Annotated in this window: 23 protein-coding genes and 1 tRNA gene; 11 read left to right on the top strand and 13 right to left on the bottom strand. The window is 58.4% G+C overall.

From position 1 onward, the window contains the following. Position 1: 1 nt before the first annotated feature. Together glmS and ACU0FH_RS14345 are read left to right on the top strand one after the other, a co-directional pair. Positions 2 to 1,825, top strand: a complete 1,824-nt coding sequence (gene glmS, locus ACU0FH_RS14350; RefSeq protein ID WP_446195326.1) for a glutamine--fructose-6-phosphate transaminase (isomerizing) — start codon at positions 2 to 4, stop codon at positions 1,823 to 1,825. Positions 1,826 to 1,828: 3 nt separating this feature from the next. Continuing rightward, positions 1,829 to 2,371: a pyridoxamine 5'-phosphate oxidase family protein gene (locus tag ACU0FH_RS14345; protein WP_446195324.1), complete on the top strand. Its 543-nt coding sequence runs from the start codon at positions 1,829 to 1,831 to the stop codon at positions 2,369 to 2,371. Here ACU0FH_RS14345 and ACU0FH_RS14340 read toward each other — a convergent pair whose 3' ends face one another. Genes ACU0FH_RS14340 through ACU0FH_RS14330 form a run of 3 tightly spaced genes read right to left on the bottom strand, consistent with a single transcriptional unit; the run spans position 2,372 to position 6,291 of the window. After that, positions 2,372 to 2,740, bottom strand: coding sequence for an RNA-binding S4 domain-containing protein (locus ACU0FH_RS14340; RefSeq protein ID WP_446195322.1), 369 nt, complete (start codon positions 2,738 to 2,740; stop codon positions 2,372 to 2,374). A gap of 5 nt (positions 2,741 to 2,745) precedes the next feature. Further along, a complete protein-coding gene (locus ACU0FH_RS14335; RefSeq protein ID WP_446195320.1) occupies positions 2,746 to 5,688 on the bottom strand; it encodes a helicase-related protein in 2,943 nt (980 codons plus the stop codon). 33 nt (positions 5,689 to 5,721) lie between these two features. Further along, positions 5,722 to 6,291 carry a tetratricopeptide repeat protein gene (locus tag ACU0FH_RS14330; RefSeq protein WP_446195318.1) on the bottom strand — a complete coding sequence of 190 codons (570 nt, stop codon included), beginning with the start codon at positions 6,289 to 6,291 and terminating at the stop codon, positions 5,722 to 5,724. A gap of 75 nt (positions 6,292 to 6,366) precedes the next feature. Here ACU0FH_RS14330 and ACU0FH_RS14325 point away from each other — a divergent pair, with 75 nt between their 5' ends. From ACU0FH_RS14325 to ACU0FH_RS14300, 6 genes are all read left to right on the top strand, one after another. After that, on the top strand, positions 6,367 to 6,657 hold the full coding sequence (locus ACU0FH_RS14325) for an SCP2 sterol-binding domain-containing protein (RefSeq protein ID WP_238369142.1): 291 nt from the start codon (positions 6,367 to 6,369) through the stop codon (positions 6,655 to 6,657). Further along, positions 6,657 to 7,628 (top strand): alpha/beta hydrolase, encoded by a 972-nt coding sequence (locus tag ACU0FH_RS14320; protein ID WP_446195315.1) that lies wholly within the window; start codon positions 6,657 to 6,659, stop codon positions 7,626 to 7,628. The genes ACU0FH_RS14325 and ACU0FH_RS14320 overlap by 1 nt, the downstream gene beginning before the upstream one ends. A gap of 44 nt (positions 7,629 to 7,672) precedes the next feature. Further along, positions 7,673 to 8,686 carry a ligase-associated DNA damage response exonuclease gene (locus ACU0FH_RS14315; RefSeq protein WP_446195314.1) on the top strand — a complete coding sequence of 338 codons (1,014 nt, stop codon included), beginning with the start codon at positions 7,673 to 7,675 and terminating at the stop codon, positions 8,684 to 8,686. Continuing rightward, positions 8,683 to 10,272 (top strand): ATP-dependent DNA ligase, encoded by a 1,590-nt coding sequence (locus tag ACU0FH_RS14310; RefSeq protein ID WP_446195313.1) that lies wholly within the window; start codon positions 8,683 to 8,685, stop codon positions 10,270 to 10,272. The genes ACU0FH_RS14315 and ACU0FH_RS14310 overlap by 4 nt, the downstream gene beginning before the upstream one ends. Positions 10,273 to 10,363: 91 nt before the next feature. Further along, positions 10,364 to 12,184 (top strand): M3 family oligoendopeptidase, encoded by a 1,821-nt coding sequence (locus ACU0FH_RS14305; protein WP_446195311.1) that lies wholly within the window; start codon positions 10,364 to 10,366, stop codon positions 12,182 to 12,184. A gap of 2 nt (positions 12,185 to 12,186) precedes the next feature. Then, complete coding sequence (locus tag ACU0FH_RS14300) at positions 12,187 to 12,660, top strand: GNAT family N-acetyltransferase (protein WP_446195310.1); 474 nt, start codon at positions 12,187 to 12,189, stop codon at positions 12,658 to 12,660. Here ACU0FH_RS14300 and ACU0FH_RS14295 read toward each other — a convergent pair. Both ACU0FH_RS14295 and ACU0FH_RS14290 read right to left on the bottom strand, forming a co-directional pair. Further along, positions 12,657 to 12,926, bottom strand: coding sequence for a DksA/TraR family C4-type zinc finger protein (locus ACU0FH_RS14295; protein WP_238369148.1), 270 nt, complete (start codon positions 12,924 to 12,926; stop codon positions 12,657 to 12,659). The genes ACU0FH_RS14300 and ACU0FH_RS14295 overlap by 4 nt on opposite strands. A gap of 55 nt (positions 12,927 to 12,981) precedes the next feature. After that, positions 12,982 to 13,953, bottom strand: coding sequence for a Gfo/Idh/MocA family protein (locus ACU0FH_RS14290; RefSeq protein WP_446195309.1), 972 nt, complete (start codon positions 13,951 to 13,953; stop codon positions 12,982 to 12,984). Positions 13,954 to 14,066: 113 nt separating this feature from the next. Between ACU0FH_RS14290 and ACU0FH_RS14285 the strand changes: the two genes are divergently transcribed. Next, the gene (locus ACU0FH_RS14285) at positions 14,067 to 15,248 is read left to right on the top strand and encodes a dipeptidase (RefSeq protein ID WP_446195308.1); all 1,182 of its coding nucleotides are present in this window, start codon (positions 14,067 to 14,069) and stop codon (positions 15,246 to 15,248) included. An 8-nt stretch (positions 15,249 to 15,256) separates the two neighbouring features. On the opposite strand, the gene pssA is transcribed toward ACU0FH_RS14285, so the two are convergent. From pssA to ACU0FH_RS14265, 4 genes are all read right to left on the bottom strand, one after another. After that, the gene (gene pssA / locus ACU0FH_RS14280; RefSeq protein ID WP_446195307.1) at positions 15,257 to 16,033 is read right to left on the bottom strand and encodes a CDP-diacylglycerol--serine O-phosphatidyltransferase; all 777 of its coding nucleotides are present in this window, start codon (positions 16,031 to 16,033) and stop codon (positions 15,257 to 15,259) included. 1 nt (position 16,034) lies between these two features. Beyond that, the gene (locus tag ACU0FH_RS14275) at positions 16,035 to 16,727 is read right to left on the bottom strand and encodes a phosphatidylserine decarboxylase (protein ID WP_446195306.1); all 693 of its coding nucleotides are present in this window, start codon (positions 16,725 to 16,727) and stop codon (positions 16,035 to 16,037) included. A gap of 135 nt (positions 16,728 to 16,862) precedes the next feature. Then, entirely contained in the window at positions 16,863 to 17,759 is an 897-nt protein-coding gene (gene rpoH / locus ACU0FH_RS14270; protein ID WP_238369153.1) for an RNA polymerase sigma factor RpoH, read from the bottom strand. 171 nt (positions 17,760 to 17,930) lie between these two features. Then, positions 17,931 to 18,965: an RluA family pseudouridine synthase gene (locus ACU0FH_RS14265; protein ID WP_446195305.1), complete on the bottom strand. Its 1,035-nt coding sequence runs from the start codon at positions 18,963 to 18,965 to the stop codon at positions 17,931 to 17,933. On the opposite strand from ACU0FH_RS14265, the gene ACU0FH_RS14260 reads away from it, so the two are divergent. After that, positions 18,964 to 19,275 carry a DUF6476 family protein gene (locus ACU0FH_RS14260; protein ID WP_446195304.1) on the top strand — a complete coding sequence of 104 codons (312 nt, stop codon included), beginning with the start codon at positions 18,964 to 18,966 and terminating at the stop codon, positions 19,273 to 19,275. The genes ACU0FH_RS14265 and ACU0FH_RS14260 overlap by 2 nt on opposite strands. A 30-nt stretch (positions 19,276 to 19,305) precedes the next feature. Here the strand turns inward: ACU0FH_RS14260 and ACU0FH_RS14255 are convergent. Further along, a tRNA-His gene (locus ACU0FH_RS14255) sits at positions 19,306 to 19,382 on the bottom strand. A 61-nt stretch (positions 19,383 to 19,443) separates the two neighbouring features. Beyond that, entirely contained in the window at positions 19,444 to 19,926 is a 483-nt protein-coding gene (locus ACU0FH_RS14250; protein WP_446195303.1) for a GNAT family N-acetyltransferase, read from the bottom strand. Positions 19,927 to 20,006: 80 nt separating this feature from the next. On the opposite strand from ACU0FH_RS14250, the gene ACU0FH_RS14245 reads away from it, so the two are divergent. Beyond that, entirely contained in the window at positions 20,007 to 20,195 is a 189-nt protein-coding gene (locus tag ACU0FH_RS14245) for a DUF6324 family protein (RefSeq protein WP_238369157.1), read from the top strand. Here ACU0FH_RS14245 and ACU0FH_RS14240 read toward each other — a convergent pair. Next, positions 20,185 to 20,649 (bottom strand): MmcB family DNA repair protein, encoded by a 465-nt coding sequence (locus ACU0FH_RS14240; RefSeq protein WP_446195302.1) that lies wholly within the window; start codon positions 20,647 to 20,649, stop codon positions 20,185 to 20,187. The two genes, ACU0FH_RS14245 and ACU0FH_RS14240, sit on opposite strands and share 11 nt — an antisense overlap. Before the next feature lie 395 nt (positions 20,650 to 21,044). Continuing rightward, on the bottom strand, positions 21,045 to 21,356 hold the full coding sequence (locus tag ACU0FH_RS14235) for a hypothetical protein (RefSeq protein WP_446195301.1): 312 nt from the start codon (positions 21,354 to 21,356) through the stop codon (positions 21,045 to 21,047). Positions 21,357 to 21,488 lie beyond the last annotated feature (132 nt).

Genomic DNA, 21,488 nt, shown 5'->3' with positions numbered 1-21,488 from the left:
GATGTGCGGAATTGTTGGCGTTCTCGGCAAGCATGAAGCCGCCCCGATCCTTGTCGAGGCCCTGAAACGCCTTGAATATCGCGGATATGACAGTGCCGGTATCGCCACGGTGAATGACGGTGTGCTTGACCGTCGCCGTGCTGTCGGAAAGCTCGTCAATCTGTCCGATCTTCTGGTTCACGAGCCGCTGACAGGTAAGTCCGGCATCGGTCACACCCGCTGGGCAACCCATGGCGCGCCAACAGTTACGAACGCCCACCCCCATCAGGCTGGCAAAGTCGCGGTTGTCCATAATGGCATCATCGAGAACTTTCGCGAATTACGCAGTGAGCTGGCCGAAGCCGGGGTGAAATTCGTCACCGAGACGGACACCGAAACCGTTGCGTTGCTCGCCGAGCAATATATGCGCAGCGGTGACAGCCCGACTGATGCCGTGTTCAAGACGCTTGATCGGCTGCAGGGTGCGTTTGCGCTCGCATTCCTTTTTGAAGGTCAGGACGATCTCATCATCGCCGCGCGCAAGGGATCGCCGCTTGCCATCGGACATGGCGACGGCGAGATGTACGTGGGATCGGACGCTATCGCCCTCTCGCCGCTGACCGACCGGATTACTTATCTCGAAGAAGGTGACCGCGCCGTTGTGACCAGGAGTTCGCTGCAAATCTACGATTTGAATGGCGCACCGGTCGAACGCGATATCCAGGAAATCCAGATTGCTTCCGCCCGCATCGACAAGGCGGGGCACAAGCATTTCATGGCAAAGGAAATCTCTGAACAACCGCATGTGATCGCCGAAGCACTGGGGCACTATCTGCCCGCAGGCGGCGGATCGGTCGAACTGCCGGACCCCAGCATCGATTTTTCCAAGATCCAGCGCATGACGATGGTCGGCTGCGGCACCGCCTATTACGCATGCCTCACGGCGAAATACTGGTTCGAGCAACTCGCGCGCCTGCCCGTCGAGGTCGATATTGCTTCGGAGTTCCGTTATCGCGAACCGCCGGTAACCGATGGCACGCTTGCTTTGTTTGTCAGCCAGTCCGGTGAAACCGCCGATACGCTCGCCGCGCTGCGTTACGTTTCCGGCAAGGCAGACAAAATCGTTTCGGTCGTCAACGTGCCGCAGAGTTCAATCGCGCGCGAAAGCGATCTCGTGCTGCCCATTCATGCCGGGGTGGAAATCGGCGTGGCCTCGACCAAGGCGTTCACCTGCCAGCTTACCGTTTTGTTGATGCTGGCACTGAAGGCCGCAGCAGACCGTGGTACGCTAAGCGAGGATGAACTGGCCGATCACGTGGCCACCTTGCGCGGACTTCCCGCCCTGCTTGGCTCGGCGCTGGATGAAAGCGAAAACGTCAGGCGCGCTGCGCAGCAATTGAGCGAGGCGCGGGATGTCCTGTTTCTCGGTCGCGGCCCGATGTATCCTCTCGCACTGGAAGGTGCGCTGAAACTAAAGGAAATCAGCTACATCCACGCCGAAGCTTATGCCTCCGGAGAACTGAAACATGGCCCGATCGCGCTAATCGACAAACATATGCCTGTCGTGGTAATGGCCCCTTGCGACGCGCTTTTCGACAAGACCGTTTCGAACATGCAGGAAGTAATGGCACGTAAAGGACAGGTCGTGCTGATTTCCGACAGCGACGGGATCGCCGAGGCGAGCGACGGCGTATGGTTATCGATCAAGATGCCGAAAATCGCACCGGCCCTGACACCAATTCTTTATGCGATCCCGGCCCAGTTGCTCGCCTATCACACGGCGGTAGCCAAAGGCACAGACGTGGACCAGCCCCGCAACCTGGCGAAATCCGTTACCGTGGAGTGAGCGATGGCCAAGCAATTTCCTGCACTTACCGTAGATCATCGTGTGTTCATCGAACAACAGCACATGTTCTTTTCCGGTTCGGCAGGGCCGAGCGGTCGGGTCAACATTTCGCCGAAGGGCATGGATTCATTACGTATCTTGGGCGAGAACCGCATATTGTGGATGAACCTGACCGGGTCCGGCAATGAAACGGCGGGTCACCTGAAGCAGGATCCGCGCATGACGCTCATGTGGTGTTCTTTCACGCGGCGCCCCCTGATCCTTCGCTGCTATGGCACTGCAGCGACCTATCACCCCGGAGATGAAGGATGGGACAACCGCGCCGTCGAATTTCCCGCTCACCGCAGTGCGCGGCAGATCTACGACGTGACCGTCGACATGGTGCAGACATCCTGTGGTTATGCCGTGCCGTTCATGGATTTTGTGCAGGACCGGGACACCATGCAATCCTGGGTCGACGGAAAATCTGACGAAGACCTGCGCCAATATTGGCGTGACAAGAACACCACTACGCTGGACGGGCAGGAAACCGGTATCCCTGTGTAATTACTCGCCACCTTCTTGCTTGAAAGCGTCCAGAGCGCGCCGGTCTTTTTTGGTGGGCCGCTCTCCAACCCGTTCGACAGGCTTGGCCTGTTCCTCCGATTCAGTGAGATCTTCGTAGAGTGTCTGGGCTTCGGGCGCTGGCCCGCGTCTGTTCCCAATTGCGACTACACGAACGACCCGGACGCGCGCTCCTTGAGTAAAGGTCAGCACGTCTTCGGGAGAAATCACCTGTGATGCCTTACTGACGCGCGTGCCATTCAGCCTGAGGTTGCCGCTGCCGACTTCTTTCGTCGCCAGCGACCTCGTTTTGAAAAATCGGGCATACCAGAGCCATTTATCGACGCGCAGTTTTTCCGACGCGTCGCTCATGGCGATTACTTCTTGTCCTTAAGCCCCATTAGAGCGGCGGCAAAAGGATTATCCGGGTCGATTTTCTTTTCGTTCTTCGGCGGACGAGCAGAGTAATTGCCGCCCGACTGGGGTTTGCCTTTGCCCTGCGGCTTCTTCCCGCGCGGCTTACCTTTACCCTGCGGTGCTTTGCCTGCCCCTGCCCCTCTCGGGCCCTTGGAACGTGCGTTGTGATTGGGCGTACGGCCCCAGGTGAAGGTAAAGTAAACTTCGGTCTCGGGACCGGCAATCTCTGCATCGGCAGCTGTTCCGGGCGCAACCTCTGTTTCCGACATCTCCGGAATTTCAGCCGGAACTTCGGGCTCTTCGGCCTTTTCCTCGGCGATCGGCGCAATCCCGTCTGCGGGAATGTCTGCAGTTTCTTCGACAATATCTGCCGGTGCCGGTGTTTCCGGTGCTTCGACGACTCCGCCAGCCGGCGCATCATCGCCGCGATCCATAACGGGCGTGTCTTCAGATACCGTTTCGTCTTCTGTTCCGGTGCCTGCGGGTGCTTCTACCGGGTCCGGCATGACCTTATCAGCCGGTTTAACCTTCTCCCGCTCACCCCGTTCTGCGCGGTAACCAAGACCACCCATGAGATCGGCGAACTGTTCCAGCGTCATGCCGGTAATCGACAGCATATCGGGTTTCGCTTCAAAGCCAGCGCGGCTGTTTTCGGCCCGCAGCATGTCGGCGAGACGTTCCAACATATCGATACGGATCGCCCGTTCGCCTGCCTCGCGGTAACCACACATGGTATGGTAGCCACCCGGCGCATCCTTGACCGCCGGTACGGTCACCAGACCCGGCGGCGGAGCTTCGGGAAATTCCTGCAGGTTCTTCGCCAGCGCCCAGAGCACAAGCCGAAGCCGGGTCGGTGCAGGCTTGAGCAGCAGCGGCATGAAAATAGTAAACTGGCCAAACCGCATGCCATGCTTGCGCAGCGCGGCCCGTGCATCCTGATCAAGGTCTTTCACTTCCTGCGCCACTTCGGACCGGGGCAAAATGCCGTAGGCTTCGACCATGCGGAACGCAAAGCCCCTTGCGAGGCCGTTCAGAGTTTCATCACGCTGAAGATTCAGCAGCGGCTCAAACAGTGCGGCGATCTTGCGGTCGATGAAATGCTGAAGGCGGCGTTCGACCTTCTGGATGACTTCTGGTCCGGCAACGTCATCAACAAAGACTTCGATTCGCGGCTTCAGCGGCTCAGACCCGGCGACCAGTTTGCCGATCGCACTGTCGCCCCACATAAGGCCACCCTGCTCCGTAAAGTCGATCTCGGTATCGGGGGCATTGTAAAACCGGTCAGCCCGCAGATGGAATTGCGGCGCAAGCGCCTGAAGCGACGCCGATTTCAGCGCCTTTTCTTCTGCACCCGCCGCGCCCTTGTCAGCACGGAAACGGAAACCCTCAAGACGTCCGACAAATTCGCCCTCGACGGTTACATCACCTTTTTCGTTCACCTCGGCCAAAAGGGCCTCCTTTTGTTTGAGCCGGCGCAGAAGTACAGACGTACGCCGGTCCACAAATCTTTGCGTCAAACGCTCATGCAGAGCATCGGACACCCTATCTTCTACAGCGCGTGTATGACCGCGCCAATGGCTTTCGTCCCGCGTCCAGCCTTTGCGTTGAGCCACATAAGTCCATGTGCGAATAAATGCCAGACGTTTGCTTAACGCATCGATATCCCCATCGGTTCGATCGATGCGTTTGATTTGTCGCGCGATCCAATCATCAGGCACCTGACCGTTCTGATGCAGGTGGTTAAAGATGACCTCAAGCAAGGCGGCGTGTTCGGCATGGCTGATGCCACGAAAATCCGGGATACGGCAGACGTCCCAGAGCAGACGAACAGAGACGGCATCGCTGGCGCGGGCCGCGACCTCGGCGCTGGCAGACAAGGTACGCAGCGCTACCAGATCGTCCGCATCGCGCGCCTTGACGAGATTCTCGTTATCGGGCGAGGCTTCGAGCGACCGGATCAGCGCGTCGCAGGAGCCGAATTGCAGACCTGGGTTGCGCCAGTTCAGCTTTTTCAAAGGCGTGAAACGATGTTCCATAATCGCCTGCGCAACACCGTCATCTAGGGGACGCGCCTCGCCGGTGACGCCGAATGTCCCGTGCGACATGCCCCGCCCTGCGCGGCCCGCGATCTGCGCCAGTTCGTTCGGCGCCAAAGGGCGCATGCGGCGACCATCGAATTTGGTCAGAGAGGAAAATGCCACGTGGTCGATATCAAGGTTCAGCCCCATCCCGATCGCATCCGTCGCGACGAGATAATCGACTTCGCCGTTTTGATACAGCGCGACCTGCGCGTTCCTCGTTCGCGGGCTAAGCGCCCCCATCACGACGGCGGCACCGCCTTTCTGACGACGGATCAACTCTGCAATGGCATAGACGTTGTCGACGGAGAACCCAACGATGGCACTGCGCGGCGGCATCCGGCTGACCTTTTTCGCGCCGGAATAGACCAGTTGAGACATGCGTTCACGCTGGACGAAACGTGCCTCGGGCACCAATTCGGCAATCGGCCCCCGCATCGTGTCCGACCCAAGGAAAAGGGTCTCATGCAGTCCCCGTGACCGCAGGAGACGGTCGGTAAAAACATGCCCCCGTTCAGGATCGGCACATAGCTGAATTTCGTCGACCGCAAGGAAATCACACCCCATGCCTTCTGGCATAGCCTCGACCGTACAGACCCAATATTGCGTGCGTGGGGGGACGATCCGCTCTTCGCCGGTGACAAGCGCCACGACCGACGGCCCGCGGATCGCCACGATACGGTCGTAAACCTCACGCGCCAGCAGGCGAAGCGGCAGTCCGATCACCCCGGTACGGTGGCCCAGCATACGTTCGATAGCGTAATGTGTCTTGCCGGTATTCGTGGGGCCAAGGACGGCCATGACCCGTGATGATCCTGTCACCATCTGCTTCCTGACATTGAAGTGAATGGATCGCTCTTAGAGAGACGTACCTTCGATACGTCCCTGTAACCGCTCCACCGCGGCAGCAACAGGTTCGCTGTGCGGATTTATCGCCAGGGCACGCACATAGGCATTATAGGCGCGCTGGGGGTAATCAAAGGTTTCCAACATTGCCCCCAATCCGTAGATCGCATCGTAGTTATTCGGGTTCAGCGCCAGCGCCCGTTCGATATCCGCCATGGCAGGCCCAAACAATTCCTTGGCAAAATAGGCCGACGCACGCGCATGATACCCTTCGGCGAATTCCGGCGCATGATCGGTCAGGGCTGTCAGGTGTTCAATCGCCGCATCCACATCTTCCTGTTCCAGTGCTTCGCGACCACGCTTGAGCAGCAGATCCAACGCCGGAGAGCCACTCTTGCTCCAGAGCGCCTGAAGCTGCCGGTCAAGGCGTTTTGCTTCGGTCGAATCGGCCTTTTTCAGCTCTTCGAGAAGCGCCGCTTCATCTGTTAAATCAGCGGTTTGACTACTCAAAGGTAAGGAATACATGACTAGAGCGAAAGCTGCCGCCACGGTACGTTTGAGATTGGGATGATGAATGCTCATAACGGGTCACAGTGTAACGTGGCGCGCGGCGAAGGCCAGAGACAAGCGTGTCAATTTTTCAACGAGAGGTAAAATATGAGCGAGTTTATGGAGCAGGCGACGGCGGAACTGAACGCCAAGATGGCGGCAGCTGATTTCGACGGCACTGCAAAACTGAATATTTCCGACATGGGCACCATCATGCTCGACGGCACCGGCGCACGGATCGGCGATGAAGAGGCCGACGTGACGCTGACTGCCGATTCCGACACATTCAAATCGATTTTCGAGGGCGACATGAACCCCACGAGCGCCTTCATGACCGGCAAGCTGGCTGTCGATGGCGATATGGGCATGGCGATGAAACTGGCATCGGTGCTGGGCTGATGACACTTGCGCAGGCCCCCTTCTTTGCAGAACTCGCAGATGGTCCCGATGGCGGGGCCGCCTATTGGTGCACTGCCGAAGACGGGGTTCGCCTGCGTGTAGGCTATTGGCCATGTGAAAATGCGCGGGGGACGGTTCTTTTGTTCCCCGGGCGTACGGAATTCGTCGAGAAATACGGACGTACCGCCGGTGAATTAGCCGAACATGGATATGCGACCCTCGCGATCGACTGGCGCGGTCAGGGGATGGCAGACCGCTTGATCGAAGATCGGCGTGTCGGCCATGTCATTGAATTCACCGACTACCAGCGCGATGTACGTGCAGCCCTGAAAGTTGCCGAGGCGCTGGGAGCGCCTAAAGGCTGGCATCTTCTTGGTCATTCGATGGGCGGTGCCATTGGCTTGCGCGCGGCGCTTGAAGGCTTGCCAATCGAAACCTGCAGTTTCACCGGGCCGATGTGGGGCATCTACATGTCCACGCTTGTTCGTCCTTTCGGCTGGGCGCTGCCGCGTATGGCTAACCTCGTCGGTATGGGGACCCGCCTGCCCCCCAGCACCCGCTATGAAAGCTATGTGCTGGTCAATCAGTTCGAAGACAACGTGCTGACCCGCGACCTTGAAACCTATGAATTCATGCGCAATCAGCTAGTCGACAAACCGGAACTGGCGCTAGGCGGGCCAAGCATGATCTGGCTGCGCGAAGGTCTGGAAGAATGCAAATACCTTGCGCGGCAAGCTTCGCCCGATATGCCTTGTCTGACCTTTATCGGTGACAATGAACGTATCATCGACACGGTTGCCGTTCATGACCGGATGCGGCGGTGGCCGAACGGCACGCTGGATGTCGTCCCGAATGCCGAGCACGAGGTCCTGATGGAACGCCCGGAAACCCGCAAGCGGATCATGGAAATGCTCCAGGCGCATTTCGACGGCGCATTCGATCACGGCCAGAACAAGGCGCACTGCGCCTAGATCTCCGGGATTGCTCTGCACATGCGGCGACCTAGGTTTGCCGCATGAGCAAGTCGCAAGTTCTTACTTTCACGGATCGCGGGATCTATTGCCCCGCCGGGGATTTCTATATCGATCCCTGGCGACCGGTTGACCGGGCGCTGATCACCCATGGTCACGCGGATCATGCGCGCCCCGGTCACAACCGATACCTCGCCACGCAGGCCGCCGCGCCGATCCTGAAGCATCGCCTCGGCGACATTCAGCTCGAAACGATATGCTACGGGGAAACCCGCAACATTGACGGGGCCAAGGTATCTTTTCATCCCGCAGGTCACGTCCCGGGTTCAGCACAGATACGCGTCGAGGTGGACGGCGAGATCTGGGTCGTTTCTGGTGATTACAAGCTCGAACCCGACGGGCTGAGCGAGCCTTTCGAGCCCATCAAATGCCACAGTTTCGTGACCGAAAGCACCTTTGGGCTGCCGATATTCCACTGGCAGGCGCAGGATGACATCTCGGCTCAGATAAACGCTTGGTGGCGCACCGCTATAGCCAACGGGATTACCCCGATGCTGGGCGCCTACTCCCTTGGCAAGGCACAGCGCCTTTTGTCACTGCTCGATACGGACATAGGCCCTATTCTCAGCCACGGTGCGGTTGAAAACACGACGGCAATCCTGCGTGAACAGGGCTACAGGCTGCCCGACACGGTTCTGGTCCAGCCCGACACGAAAGGCACCGAATATCCCGACGCGCTTGTCATCGCGCCGCCCGGCGCACTTGGCAGCACATGGGCGCGGCGGTTCGGTAAGGTTTCCACAGGTTTTGCCAGCGGCTGGATGCAGATGCGCGGCGTGCGTCGTCGCCGTTCGGTGGACCGAGGATTCGTCATCTCGGATCACGCCGACTGGGACGGGCTTAACCGCGCAGTGACCGAGACCGGCGCCGAGAATGTCTTTGTCACGCATGGCTACACAGACATCTTCGCGCGCTGGCTAAAGGATCGCGGCCTGAACGCAGGTATCGTCAGCACGGAATATGAAGGCGAAGCGGCGGAAGGCGCAGAGACCGAATGAAACGCTTCGCAAAGCTCTTCAGAGAAATAGATGGCAGCACCAAAACGACGGTGAAGGTGGCGGCCCTTGCGTCCTATTTTCAGGAAGCACCGGATGACGACAGGTTGTGGACGATAGCTCTCTTTTCAGGCCGCCGCCCGAAACGGGCGATCACGACGACCCGTCTCAGGGAGTGGGCCGCGGAAAAAGCGGGCTTGCCGCTCTGGCTTCTCGAAGAATGTTACCCGGTTGTCGGGGATCTGGCAGAAACCATCGCGCTCTTGCTGCCGGAACCAGATGCGGCGCTCGACCTCAGCCTGACGGAATGGATCAATAGACTGCGCGATCTGGCGCAACAGCCCGAAGAAACGCGCAAAACCATCATTCTCGACGCTTGGGACAAGCTGGACACGACCGAGCGGTTTCTGTTCAACAAGCTGATAACTGGCGGTTTCCGCATTGGCGTCAGCCAGAAATTGATGACCCGCGCCCTGTCGCAGGCAACCGGCAAACCCGAGCCCGAACTTGCGCATCGCCTCATGGGTAACTGGACCCCGGACGACACGAGCTGGCATGACCTGATCGAATCCGAAGACGGCTCGACGGACGACTCCAGGCCCTACCCGTTCTATCTTGCCTACGCGCTGGAAGACGAGCCCGACTCGCTGGGATCGCCCGAGCACTGGCATGCGGAATGGAAATGGGATGGCATTCGTGGCCAGCTGATCCTGCGCGGTGGCGAGCAATATCTCTGGTCACGCGGCGAAGAACTGATCACCGACACTTTCCCCGAGTTTTCGCGCGCAAAGGATTTTGTGCCCGAAGGCACGGTACTGGACGGCGAAATTCTCGTCTGGAATGATGGGCCCGAACCGTTCAACGCCCTGCAGAAAAGGCTCGGTCGGAAATCGGTCTCGCGCAAAATGCTCAGTGATTTGCCCGTGGTGCTTTATGCCTACGATCTGCTTGAATTCGCGGGCGAAGACATGCGCCAGCGGCCGCTTGAGGATCGCCGTGCGAAACTGGCCACGATCTTTGATCAGCTGCCGGAGGAAGCGCCCCTTCGCCTTTCTCCGCGACTGCCATTTGCCGCGTGGGACGAGCTCGGCGAACTCCGGGAAACGGCCCGGGACAACCGGGCCGAAGGCCTCATGCTCAAGCGCAACGACAGTCCCTATCTGGCTGGCCGCAAAAAGGGCGACTGGTGGAAATGGAAACTCGCCCCGCTGACCATCGACGCGGTGATGATCTATGCGCAATCGGGAAGCGGACGTCGGGCCAATCTTTTCACCGATTTCACCTTTGCGGTCTGGAACGGCAATGATCTCGTGCCGTTCACGAAAGCCTATTCCGGGCTAAGCGATGAAGAATTCCGCAAAATTACCGCCTGGGTCCGCAAGAATACGCAGCAGCGTTTCGGTCCCGTGCGACAGGTGACACCCGAGCATGTCTTTGAAATCGCTTTCGAAGGCATCCACGCCAGTCCGCGACACAAGTCCGGCGTCGCATTGCGCTTTCCGCGTATCTCCCGATGGCGTCAGGACAAACCCCTGCAAGAGGCGAATACGCTCGATGACCTCAAGGAAATGCTTGCCATTTACGGTTAACCCTTTCCTTCTATTTAACCCCAAGCCACGCGCCATTGTTATCCGATCCGGTGGCGACTAGATGTTGGTCGAACGATAAAAGAGGATTCAGATGTTTCAGCTGCCCTTCCCTGTCCGTGATGCAAATGCCGCCGGTGGTGACAAGAACCTTGGCGACCTGCCCGAATGGGATCTGACCGATCTTTACAGCGACGCAGACGCGCCGGAACTCAAGCGTGACCTCGACTGGCTCGAGCAGGCCTGCGCGTCTTTCGCGACGGATTACGAAGGCAAGCTGGCCGAACTGGATGCCAAGGGCATGCTCGACTGCGTACTGCGCAACGAGCGTATCAACGCCGTGGCCGGTCGTATCATGTCCTTTGCAGGTCTGCGCTATTACCAGCTCACGACGGACGCTGGCCGGGCCAAGTTCCTGTCGGACATGCAGGAAAAGATCACCAATTTTACAACCCCGCTGGTGTTCTTCACGCTCGAATTGAATCGTCTTGACGACGGCCATCTCGACAAGCTTTTTGCCGAAAATCAGGCCCTCGCGCGCTACAAGCCTGTCTTTGACCGCATCCGCGCGATGAAGCCCTATCAACTGAGCGACGAGCTGGAAAAGTTCCTACACGATCTCGGCGTGGTAGGCGACGCATGGGAGCGGCTCTTCGACGAAACCATCGCCGGTCTTGAATTCATGGTCGATGGCGAACCGCTGAACATCGAAGGCACCCTGAACCTGCTGACCGACCAGAACCGCGACAAGCGCGAAGCCGCCGCACGCGAGCTGGCAGATGTCTTTGCCGACAACATCAAGACCTTTGCCCGTGTCCACAACACGCAGGCCAAGGAAAAAGAGGTTCTGGACCGCTGGCGTGGCATGCCCACCCCGCAAACCGGTCGGCACCTCTCCAACCATGTCGAACCAGAGGTGGTCGAGGCGCTGCGCACTGCCGTGGTCAACGCCTACCCGAAACTGAGCCACCGCTATTACGAGCTGAAGCGTAAATGGCTGGGTCTCGACAAGATGCAGGTCTGGGACAGAAACGCCCCGCTGCCGATGCAGACCGAACGCACCGTGACGTGGAGCGAGGCCGAAGAAATGGTCATGTCCGCCTATAACGCTTTCGATCCGCGCATGGGCGAGATTGCCGAGCCATTCTTTCGCAAGGGCTGGATCGATGCAGGTGTAAAACCCGGCAAAGCACCCGGGGCCTTTGCCCATCCGACCGTTACCGAGGTTCATCCCTACGTGATGCTAAACTACCTTGGCAAACCGAGGGATGTGATGACGCTGGCCCACGAATTGGGTCATGGCGTCCATCAGGTTCTGGCCGCCGGTCAGGGCGAGATGCTGTCTTCCACACCTCTGACCCTTGCCGAGACGGCTTCGGTCTTTGGCGAAATGCTGACCTTCCGCAAGATGCTGGACAACGCCAAGACAAATGCCGAGCGCAAGGTCATGCTGGCCGGCAAGGTCGAGGACATGATCAACACGGTCGTGCGCCAGATCGCGTTTTATGATTTCGAATGCAAACTGCATGAGGCCCGCCGCAGCGGAGAACTGGTGCCCGAAGACATCAACGCGCTGTGGATGAGCGTGCAAGGTGAGAGCCTTGGGCCGGCCTTCGAGTTCATGGACGGCTATGAAACCTTCTGGTGCTACGTGCCGCATTTTGTCCACTCGCCGTTCTACGTCTATGCCTACGCCTTTGGCGACGGTCTCGTGAATGCGCTCTACTCCGTCTACGCGGAAGGCAACGAAGGCTTCGAAGAAAAGTATTTCGACATGCTTCGCGCGGGCGGTTCCAAGCACCATAAAGAGCTTCTGGCGCCCTTCGGTCTCGACGCCTCGGATCCGCAATTCTGGGACAAGGGTCTCGACATGATCTCGGGCTTCATCGACGAACTGGAAGCGATGGAAGACTAAGAATGCAAATTTCTTTCCGCCCGCTTGGGCCGGGCGACTATCATATGGTCGCCCATATCGCGGTCGCACCGGAACAGGTGCGGTTTTCCGGCACAGTCGAGGAGGCTTTTGCCTCACCGAGCCCCACGCTGGATTTCTACGCCATCGAGCTCGATGGAGACCCGGTGGGATTCTTCAAGATCGACCTCGATTACCAGCGCGAGCACGACTTTGCCCTACCGGGAGAACTGGGCCTGCGCACCGTCATGCTTGAAACAGCTCAGCAGGGAAAAGGCGTTGCCAGTCAAAGTCTGCGTGCCCTGCCCGCATTTCTGAACAAGCACTATCCCGAGGCAACCAGCCTCGCCCTCACGGTCAATACGGCCAATGCGGGCGCGATCAGGTGCTACATCTCCAGCGGTTTCAGCGACACGGGTGAACTTTACCTTGGCGGTGATCAAGGACCACAGCATGTCATGCGCATGGCACTGACCTAACGCAGTTGGCTGTCCTTGCTGCCGCGGCGGTTGATACCGCCGCGCGCTTTGTAGGACCCATCGCGTTCCTGCTGGCAGTCGATGCACAGTTTCACGCCCGGCAAGGCGATACGACGCTTTTCCGGGATGGGTTCTTCGCATTCGGCGCAATGGGTCAGGCTTTCGCCCGACGGCCCGCGCCGCGATTTCATCCGCGCCAGTTCGTCGTTGATAGAATCTTCGATCTGTTCGCTTACAGCGCCATCGCGCGCCCATCCGCCTGCCATGACCAATCCTCCTGAGAATTGAATGTAAGGCTGACCTTGGATCTTTCCAATACCGTCAATCCGCAACGGCCTTGGCATAAACGGCATCAATGAGCGATTGCGTTGCCTGCGCGTCTTCCAATGACCACGCAAACGGTTTGTCTTCGGCCACGGATCGGCAAAAGGCCTCGACCTGTAACACGTAGTGATTGACGCCCGGGAACCGTTCGACGGTCACCACCTTATCACCATGATGCAGTTCTACTTGGGCTTCGCCGAACACGCCCGCATTAAAAGGCGCGGTTAGCCGGATCACTCCCGCGTCGCCCACGAAACTCATCATCTGCGCCGGGTACATACGCATCGAATTCACCCAGCTTGCCGAGAATGTCTCAAACCGCGCTTCGACTCGCGCCAGCGTATCGACTCCGTTCTCGTAATCGAGATCCGCGTGGGTGATCGCTGTAATCTCTTCACCTGTGGCGAACCTAGTCGATCCATAGGTATAGACACCTATATCAGGTATCGCTCCACCACCCGTTTCAGGCGTGTTTCGGATGTTCCCGGGCTGATCGGCGTTGTTGTAGCTGAACACTCCCTGCACATGCACCAGCTTGCCAATGGCTCCGTCCGCAATCAGCGCTCGTGCGCGCTGCCACTGTGGATGATGCACGATCATAAAAGCCTCGGTTGCAAGCAACCCGGTCCTGTCACGCATCGCAATCAGGGCATCAATTTCGACCGCTTCCATCGCGACCGGTTTTTCACTCAACACGTGCTTGCCCGCCTGCAAAGCCTTCATGGTCCATTCGACGTGAAGCGTGTTGGGCAGGGGAATATAGACCGCGTCGATGTCCGGGTCGCCAAGCAATTCCTCGTAAGACCGATGTATGCGCAGGTCCGGGAAATACGCCTGAAACGCCGAGGCCTTTTCGCTGGATGACGTCGCCAGAGCGGTCAGACGCGCGCCCTTGGCCGAATGAATTGCCGGCGCCATCTGCGCCAGCGCGAAGGCCGAGCCGCCAAGTATTCCCCAGTTCAATGCCATCGCAGCGCTCCATCATTTTACTTGCCCCACAGAGTGAAGCATTTCCCCCCGCGTAACCATTGCCTTTTTCCCATTTCCCAATAGCCTGAGAAAAAAATCGGGGTGATGTTCGCATGCGCAGTGTTGGGAAATGGCTGGGAAGAATTCTCCTGGTTCTTGTGGTGGCGGTTATTGCGCTGCTCTACTTTGGTCCGGGATACGTGGAACGGTCGCGAAACTCGGTTATCGAACACGATCCCTACCCCGTCAGCCCAGAGGCCCGCGCGCTTCACGACACGCTGATCGTCGGGGACTGGCATGCCGACAGCCTTCTGTGGAACCGCGACTTGCTTGCACGTGGCAGCTATGGGCAGGTCGATATCCCCCGCCTTCTCGAAGGCGGCGTCGCGATACAGGCTTTCACGGCCGTCACGAAAAGCCCCTCTGGTCAAAACTATGACAGCAACTCTGCCGAAGCTTCGGATAACATCACTCCCTTGGCGATTGCCCAGCTCTGGCCCATCCGGACTTGGGACAGCCTTTTACAAAGGGCGCTGTACCAGGCTCAAAAGCTTCGCGAATTCGAAAACCGTGCGCCGGACTTACTGAAAATCATCCGCACGCGGAAAGACCTTGAAACGATGCTCGACCTGCGCGAACGCGGCGTCATTATGGTCGGCGGTATCTTGGGGATCGAGGGCGCCCACCCGCTCGAAGGCAAGCTTGAGAACTTGGATGCCATTCAGGCGGCCGGCTACCGTATCGTCGGCCTTCAGCATTTCTTTGACAACGAATTGGGCGGCTCATTGCACGGCGAGAGCGATACCGGACTGACCGAATTCGGCCGGTCCGTCGTGGCCGAAGTTGAAAACCGGAACATGATCCTCGACCTTGCGCATTCAAGCCCACAAGTTGCGCGCGATGTATTGGCTATGACCGACATGCCGCTTGTCGTCAGCCATTCCGGGATACACGGGTTTTGCCCGGCCAAGCGCAACTTTCCCGACGATCTTATGCAAGAGATCGCTGCAACCGGTGGCGTTATCGGCATGGGCTACTGGGCCGAAGTGGCCTGCGACCGCATCGACCCGGCCGGTATCGCCGCTATGATCGTTACGGCCATTGAAACCGTCGGGGAAGACCATGTCTCGCTTGGCTCCGATTTCGACGGCTCGGTCGAGACCGCTTTCGACACGTCCGAACTGCCTGCCCTGACGAGTGCGCTGCTCGACGCCGGTCTGAACCAGACACAGATCGCCAAGGTCATGGGGGAAAACATGCTGCGCGTCCTGCGGGAACGGCTTCCCGCAGAATAATTCGCCGCTCATGTCTTGGTATCGTCAGTCTCAAGGGCCGGCGGACGAAATGCAAAACGCGCGAGCAGTGCAAGGTAGGCAAGCTCGGTTGCCAATACGACCAGCCAGGGCCAGGTAAAGAAAGCTGCGACGAACGCAATCAGTGCGACCATCAGATAGGCCGCCTTGTCGCGGGAAATGCGAAACATCTTCAGCGATGGTGTCGGCACACGCGAAATCATCATCAGCCCGACCGCACAAAGCCAGAAGCCGGTGAACAGGGTAAGGCCCGTGCTCTTCATCTCGGGAAAGATACGCGACAGAACCAACGGCATCAGAACAAGAAGCGCCCCGCCCGGCGCAGGCACTCCGGAAAAGGTCTTGCGCGGCGTGCCCGGCGCGGCTGCCCGGGACATTACGTTGTACCTTGCCAGACGCAGCGCACAGCAGATGCCAAAAATAAGAACGGCAATCCAGCCGACGCTGCGGCTCTCCTGCAGCGCCCAGAGATATAGCAACACCCCGGGTGCGACCCCGAAGTTCAGAAAATCCGCAAGGCTGTCCAGCTCGGCACCAATAGCGCTTTCGCTGCTCAAAAGCCTTGCCATCATGCCGTCAAGACCGTCCAGCACGGCCGCCAAAACGATCAGCGACATCGACAGGACAACATCCCCGTCAAATGCTGCCCGCATGGATGTCATGCCGGCGCAGATCGCGCCCAGCGTCATCAGGTTCGGCAGCAGATACAGCGGTCCGATCGCACGGTTCCTTTTGGCGGGTTTGTCGGTCAGGTTATCTTCGTTCAATCTATTCGCTCCGTGCCTGTCGCGCAGGTTCATCGGCAGTCAGATCGGCCAGAACCGTTTCGCCTGCCACCATGGTTTGCCCCAGCGCCACCAGCGGCGACACTCCTTCCGGCAGGTATACGTCAAGACGCGAGCCGAACCGGATCAGACCGAAACGCTCACCGGTCTGAAGAAATTCGCCTTCGCTGACAAATGGCACGATCCGCCGTGCTACAAGCCCCGCGATCTGCACCACCGGCAAAACGCGCCCGTCTTCGAGACGCAGCAACAGGCTGTTTCGTTCATTGTCTTCGCTGGCCTTATCCAGCGATGCATTCAGAAACTTGCCGGGCCTATAGGCCATCTTTTCAAGGGTCGAGGCAATCGGCGTACGGTTCACATGGCAGTTGAATACAGACATGAAAACGCTGACCCGCATCAAAGGCGTATCGTCGAGGCCAAGTTCCGCTGGCGGCACGGCCGGTTCGATCAACGAAACGATTCCATCGGCCGGAGAAACAATCAGGCCATCACGGACCGGCACGCTGCGGTTCGGGTCGCGGAAAAAGTAGTAGCACCAGACCGTGATACCAGCGCCAATCCAGCCCAATGGCTCCCACAGAAGGAACAGCGCGAGCGTGATTGCCGCAAAAATCGCCACGAAGCGTCGCCCTTCCGGGTGCATCGGCTTGATGAATGTTTCGTGCATTTTCACGGATGGTGTTCCTTTCCTTCGGGTGCCCCTAGCTACAGTTCACTTAGAACGGGATCAACGGATATCGATGTCACAATAAAGAAAGGGCCGGCGACATTGCCGCCAGCCCTTCCATAATTCTATTGATGCCTTGGCTTACGCCTTGGTCAACATGCCTTTTTCACGGGCAAGGTCGCGCATTTCCTTTTGCAGCTTTTCGAACGCCCGCACCTCGATCTGGCGAATGCGCTCACGGCTCACACCATATTCAGCGGACAGATCTTCCAGCGTCACGTTTTCCTCGGCCAGACGGCGCTGAGTCAGAATGTCTTTCTCACGATCATTCAGCACACTCATCGCCTGAGCGAGCAACTCACGGCGCGCGACGAGTTCATCGCGTTCCTCGTAATCTGTGGCCTGGTTGGCGTCTTCGTCTTCGAGCCAGTCCTGCCACTCCATCGTGCCTTCGCCCTCAGAGCCGACAGTTGCGTTCAGCGACGCATCGCCGCCCGACATCCGCCGGTTCATCGAGATGACCTCGTCCTCGGTCACGCCAAGATCGGTCGCGATCTGCTTTACGTTGTCGGGGTGCAGGTCACCCTCTTCGAGCGCGCCGATACGGGCCTTCGCCTTGCGGAGATTGAAGAAAAGCTTCTTCTGCGCCGAGGTCGTGCCCAATTTCACAAGGCTCCACGACCGCAGGATGTATTCCTGGATCGATGCCCGGATCCACCACATCGCATAGGTCGCAAGACGGAAACCGCGTTCCGGGTCAAACCGTTTGACGGCCTGCATCAGACCAACATTTGCCTCGGAAATGACTTCGGCCTGCGGCAGACCATAGCCGCGATAACCCATCGCGATTTTGGCCGCGAGCCGCAAGTGCGACGTCACCATCTTGTGCGCCGCCTCGGTGTCCTGCTCTTCGACCCAACGCTTAGCAAGCATGTACTCTTCTTCAGGCTCGAGAAGCGGAAACTTTCTTATTTCCTGCATGTACCGGTTCAGACCGCCTTCGGGGGTCGGGGCCGGGAGATTTGCATAATTAGCCATGAGATTAGTCCCCCTTGCTTATGTTTATTCTCTTAACATCCCATATGGGTGGCCCGCCAAGGCGGTTCAAGAGACAGGCAACATATGTACCTTAATTTCGGGTAAACACACCCGAAACTATGTGCTCTCACACACATGGGAAGTTCATTTCAGACCCGCACAATCCAGTGGTCAGTTCTGCACAGTCTCTAACTGCTCGATCAACTGCGCCATATCGTCGGGCAAGGACGCCTCAAAGCGTAACTCCTCACCCGACACCGGATGTGTAAAGCCAAGCACCGCCGCATGCAGCGCCTGTCTTGAAAACGCCTGTACCGCCGCTGCGGTTTCATCGCTCAGCGCGCCTTTGGGCAGTTTCCGCCGACCGCCATAGACCGGGTCGCCAACCAGCCCGTGCCCGGCATGGGCCATATGAACCCTGATTTGATGCGTCCGTCCTGTTTCAAGCCAGCACTCGATCCGCGCGATTACCGGCGGCACTCCAAAGCGTTCGACAACGCGCGCCCGCGTCACCGCATGGCGTCCGCCCTGAAACAGGACCGCCTGTCGCTGTCTGTCCGTCTTGTGACGCGCCAGTTGCGTTGTCAGGCAAAGGATGTTTCCGGCTTCAAAGCGCGCGCCCTTGACCCCGCGCAGGCGCGGATCGTTCGCATCCGGCACGCCGTGACACAAGGCCTGGTAGTATCTCTCGACACTGTGAGCTTCGAATTGCGCCGCGAGCCCGTGATGCGCCGCATCGGTCTTGGCAACGACGAGGAGGCCGCTTGTTTCCTTGTCGATCCGGTGAACGATGCCCGGACGTTTGACCCCGCCAACCCCGGACAATTCGCCGCCGAAATGGTGCAGCAACGCATTCACAAGCGTACCCGAAGGGGTCCCGGGCGCCGGATGCACCACCATGCCCGCAGGTTTGTTCACGACAATCAGGTCGTCATCTTCATGGACCATATCCAGCGGAATATCTTCCGGACCGATGTGGCTTTCCTCCGCCTCTTCCAGCGAGATGGAAATCTCAGCCCCCTCCTCGACCCGCGCTTTCGCGTTCACCACGGCGACGCCGTCTACTTGCACCAATCCCTCTTCGATCAAACGAGCGATACGCGTACGCGACAGGGCTGCCTCGTCTGGCACATCCCGGGAAAGCGCCTTATCAAGGCGGGGTGGCGGGTTGTCCGCGATAACGAAAGTAATCTGACGGGTGGCCATGAGTGATCCTTTGAACACGGAATCCGAACCGGCCAACCTGCGCCTCTTGCGGGTGCTGGTCACGGTACTGACGACGGTAATGATTGGCGGGCTTTTAGTGATAGTCGCGCTGTTTGTCATCCGTTTCTCGGCAAGCGCCCCGGTTGTCCCTCAGGCGATCACCCTGCCCGATGGTGTAACCGCCGAATCCTTCACCATGACACCGGGTTGGTACGCGGTGGTTGTCGAAGGCGGCACGCGTATCCTGATCTTCAACCGCAGCAACGGTGAACTAGCACAAACAGTCGACGTAAACGTCACTGCCGACTGACCGAGTAAAGTACGCTTGGTATTTTGAGGATGGTACCGCCTCCCTGGCTTGAACAGGGGACCTCTGGATCCACAATCCAGCGCTCTAACCAACTGAGCTAAGGCGGCACTGAGGGGCGATGTACTCAAGCCGCAAATCGAATGCAAGTCCCCCAGCGCAAGTTCCTGTTCAAAGATCGGTACGCCAGTGCTGTTCCACGACGTCAACGCCAAAGGAGCGCGCCGGTTCGCTCGACATCAGCGTCCACCCGTTGCGCCTGTATAAAGCGCAAGCCGCGCGGTGGCTTTCATGGGTCCATAGCACCATTTCCCTGCACCCGATTTCACGCGCAAACCCCGTACATGTCTCAAGAAGTCTTTGCGCAAGCCCGCTGCCCCGCACTTCTGGCTTTACCAGGAACAGGCGCAGCTTTGCCGTTTCCTCACTGAGCGATACGCAGAAAATACTGCCGAGCCGGTCTCCGTCGCGCTCGGCTATCCAGCCCGACTCGCGGTCCGGGTTATGGTTCTCGACGAAATCCTCAACTATTTCCGCAACCAGATCGCCAAAGCTGTCGTCAAAGCCTTCGTCGCGGGCGTAAAGCTCGCGATGTTGCTGAACGAGCCACTCTGCGTCGGATGGCTCAAAGGATCGAATCACGACTGCGGACATGCCGGATGAAACACCCAAGACCGCTTGATTCTCAAGACAACGCGGGATAGCACCCTCGCTTATTCACGCGAGAGGGACTCATGGGTATCAACAGCGAACGCGACGTCGAGGCGAATCTTCAGATCGGACCGACGGACAAAGGCATGGTGCGCATTTTCGTCGAAGCACAGGGTGTCGAGATACCGATGGATTTCGAACCGGACGAAGCCGAGGAAATCGCAGAAGAGATCCGTGCAGCGGCCAAAGCCGCTCAGTCGATCAGGAAGTAAACCCGCCCGTTACGAATCCCGGGTCACGCAGCGCCTGCAATCGCCGCGCCGCGTGGGTTGCAAATTTCTGAACGATGACTTTCCGGCGGGCCGGCGCGACCTTGTCTTCGGGCGCCATGCGGATGATCTCTGCATCGTAGGAGTCCGCGATGATCAGCCCCGTCTCGTCCGGAAGAAGGTCGGTCGGAAAATCCTGATCGACCGCCCAGAAATACCGGTCGCACCATTCCAGATATCCCTGCCACTTGAAATCCGACTGGAAATCAGCGCGCGATGATTTGCATTCGATGACCCAGATTTCACCTTTGGGTCCCAATCCGATCACATCGACGCGCAATCCGCGTGCGGGTACGAATTCTTCTACGGAAACAAACCCGTGCCCGTGCAGGAACCGGGCAACGCCACGCGCCAAGAGCTGGCCGGGCTTGATATCGGGGGCGAGTAGATTGCTCATGCGCCAAACATGAACAATACGTGAACAAAATTCAAGCCCAAGGTCGGTTCAAGATATGACACGAAGGATCATGGGCGCGGATACAGTTTTTTGACTGGCCCCTTGTCCCGCCCGTCGCGCCAGCCTATGTCAAGCGATGGCGGGTTCTGCCCTTCCCGTGAATGGTAGCATTCCGGTGGCCTTAAGCAAATCCGAGGGAACTGGCTCTGTTCGGATCCTGGTCCGTTTACCTGGTGCCCACCTGTATACACAGGTCCTCGGGAATCAAAGCCTAACGGTTGCGGTGGTCCCGCCACATCGCCTTTTCCAAGGCAGATCACCCGAGACGATTGAGAAACAAAAAAAGGCGCGATCATCAAATCGCGCCTTGTCCTATTTCTATATCGCTCAGGGTCTCAGAACGGCCGACGCTTGTCTTCGACCCGGACGGGAATGGCTACCTCATCCCTGCGCAGACGCACACGCATCCCGCCGCGCGGTTCGTTGTTTTCGCTCATCGACATCACGGCCCAAGCGAATTGCACGCCGGCGAAAACGATGCCATTCATGAACCATAAGAGGAAGAGAGCCAACATACCATCCTGCGACCCAAAGATCAGCGACCGGAGGTTCTGCACATCGAATCCTAGCAGGAGAGCCACGAAACCGCCCGCGATAGCGAACCCGATAGCCGTATGACGCATGTAGAGTTTGACGAGTTCGGGCATGGCAGCCTCCTTTTTCGTAAAATCTTACCTGTCTTGATTACAACCTAATACGTAGACGGTCCGAAAAAAGGGCAAAATTGTGAAAGCGGCAGAATGCCGCTGCGTTATTTGGATCGACGGGAACCCATTGCC

The organism is Heliomarina sp. (assembly GCF_052826185.1).
The sequence above is the reverse complement of the archived record's forward strand: the minus strand, read 5'-3'. Positions and strand labels throughout refer to the sequence as shown.

Bases quoted from the DNA above. Each gene is read 5' to 3' on its own strand.
- ACU0FH_RS14285 (WP_446195308.1), top strand. From the start codon at position 14,067: ATGCGCAGTGTTGGGAAATGGCTGGGAAGAATTCTCCTGGTTCTTGTG.
- ACU0FH_RS14240 (WP_446195302.1), bottom strand. From the start codon at position 20,649: ATGAGCAATCTACTCGCCCCCGATATCAAGCCCGGCCAGCTCTTGGCG.
- rpoH (WP_238369153.1), bottom strand. From the start codon at position 17,759: ATGGCTAATTATGCAAATCTCCCGGCCCCGACCCCCGAAGGCGGTCTG.
- ACU0FH_RS14330 (WP_446195318.1), bottom strand. From the start codon at position 6,291: ATGAGCATTCATCATCCCAATCTCAAACGTACCGTGGCGGCAGCTTTC.
- ACU0FH_RS14305 (WP_446195311.1), top strand. From the start codon at position 10,364: ATGTTTCAGCTGCCCTTCCCTGTCCGTGATGCAAATGCCGCCGGTGGT.
- ACU0FH_RS14310 (WP_446195313.1), top strand. From the start codon at position 8,683: ATGAAACGCTTCGCAAAGCTCTTCAGAGAAATAGATGGCAGCACCAAA.
- ACU0FH_RS14265 (WP_446195305.1), bottom strand. From the start codon at position 18,965: ATGGCCACCCGTCAGATTACTTTCGTTATCGCGGACAACCCGCCACCC.
- ACU0FH_RS14340 (WP_446195322.1), bottom strand. From the start codon at position 2,740: ATGAGCGACGCGTCGGAAAAACTGCGCGTCGATAAATGGCTCTGGTAT.
- ACU0FH_RS14235 (WP_446195301.1), bottom strand. From the start codon at position 21,356: ATGCCCGAACTCGTCAAACTCTACATGCGTCATACGGCTATCGGGTTC.
- ACU0FH_RS14295 (WP_238369148.1), bottom strand. From the start codon at position 12,926: ATGGCAGGCGGATGGGCGCGCGATGGCGCTGTAAGCGAACAGATCGAA.
- ACU0FH_RS14325 (WP_238369142.1), top strand. From the start codon at position 6,367: ATGAGCGAGTTTATGGAGCAGGCGACGGCGGAACTGAACGCCAAGATG.
- glmS (WP_446195326.1), top strand. From the start codon at position 2: ATGTGCGGAATTGTTGGCGTTCTCGGCAAGCATGAAGCCGCCCCGATC.
- ACU0FH_RS14260 (WP_446195304.1), top strand. From the start codon at position 18,964: ATGAGTGATCCTTTGAACACGGAATCCGAACCGGCCAACCTGCGCCTC.
- ACU0FH_RS14250 (WP_446195303.1), bottom strand. From the start codon at position 19,926: ATGTCCGCAGTCGTGATTCGATCCTTTGAGCCATCCGACGCAGAGTGG.
- ACU0FH_RS14300 (WP_446195310.1), top strand. From the start codon at position 12,187: ATGCAAATTTCTTTCCGCCCGCTTGGGCCGGGCGACTATCATATGGTC.
- ACU0FH_RS14245 (WP_238369157.1), top strand. From the start codon at position 20,007: ATGGGTATCAACAGCGAACGCGACGTCGAGGCGAATCTTCAGATCGGA.
- ACU0FH_RS14335 (WP_446195320.1), bottom strand. From the start codon at position 5,688: ATGGTGACAGGATCATCACGGGTCATGGCCGTCCTTGGCCCCACGAAT.
- ACU0FH_RS14345 (WP_446195324.1), top strand. From the start codon at position 1,829: ATGGCCAAGCAATTTCCTGCACTTACCGTAGATCATCGTGTGTTCATC.
- ACU0FH_RS14315 (WP_446195314.1), top strand. From the start codon at position 7,673: ATGAGCAAGTCGCAAGTTCTTACTTTCACGGATCGCGGGATCTATTGC.
- ACU0FH_RS14320 (WP_446195315.1), top strand. From the start codon at position 6,657: ATGACACTTGCGCAGGCCCCCTTCTTTGCAGAACTCGCAGATGGTCCC.
- ACU0FH_RS14290 (WP_446195309.1), bottom strand. From the start codon at position 13,953: ATGGCATTGAACTGGGGAATACTTGGCGGCTCGGCCTTCGCGCTGGCG.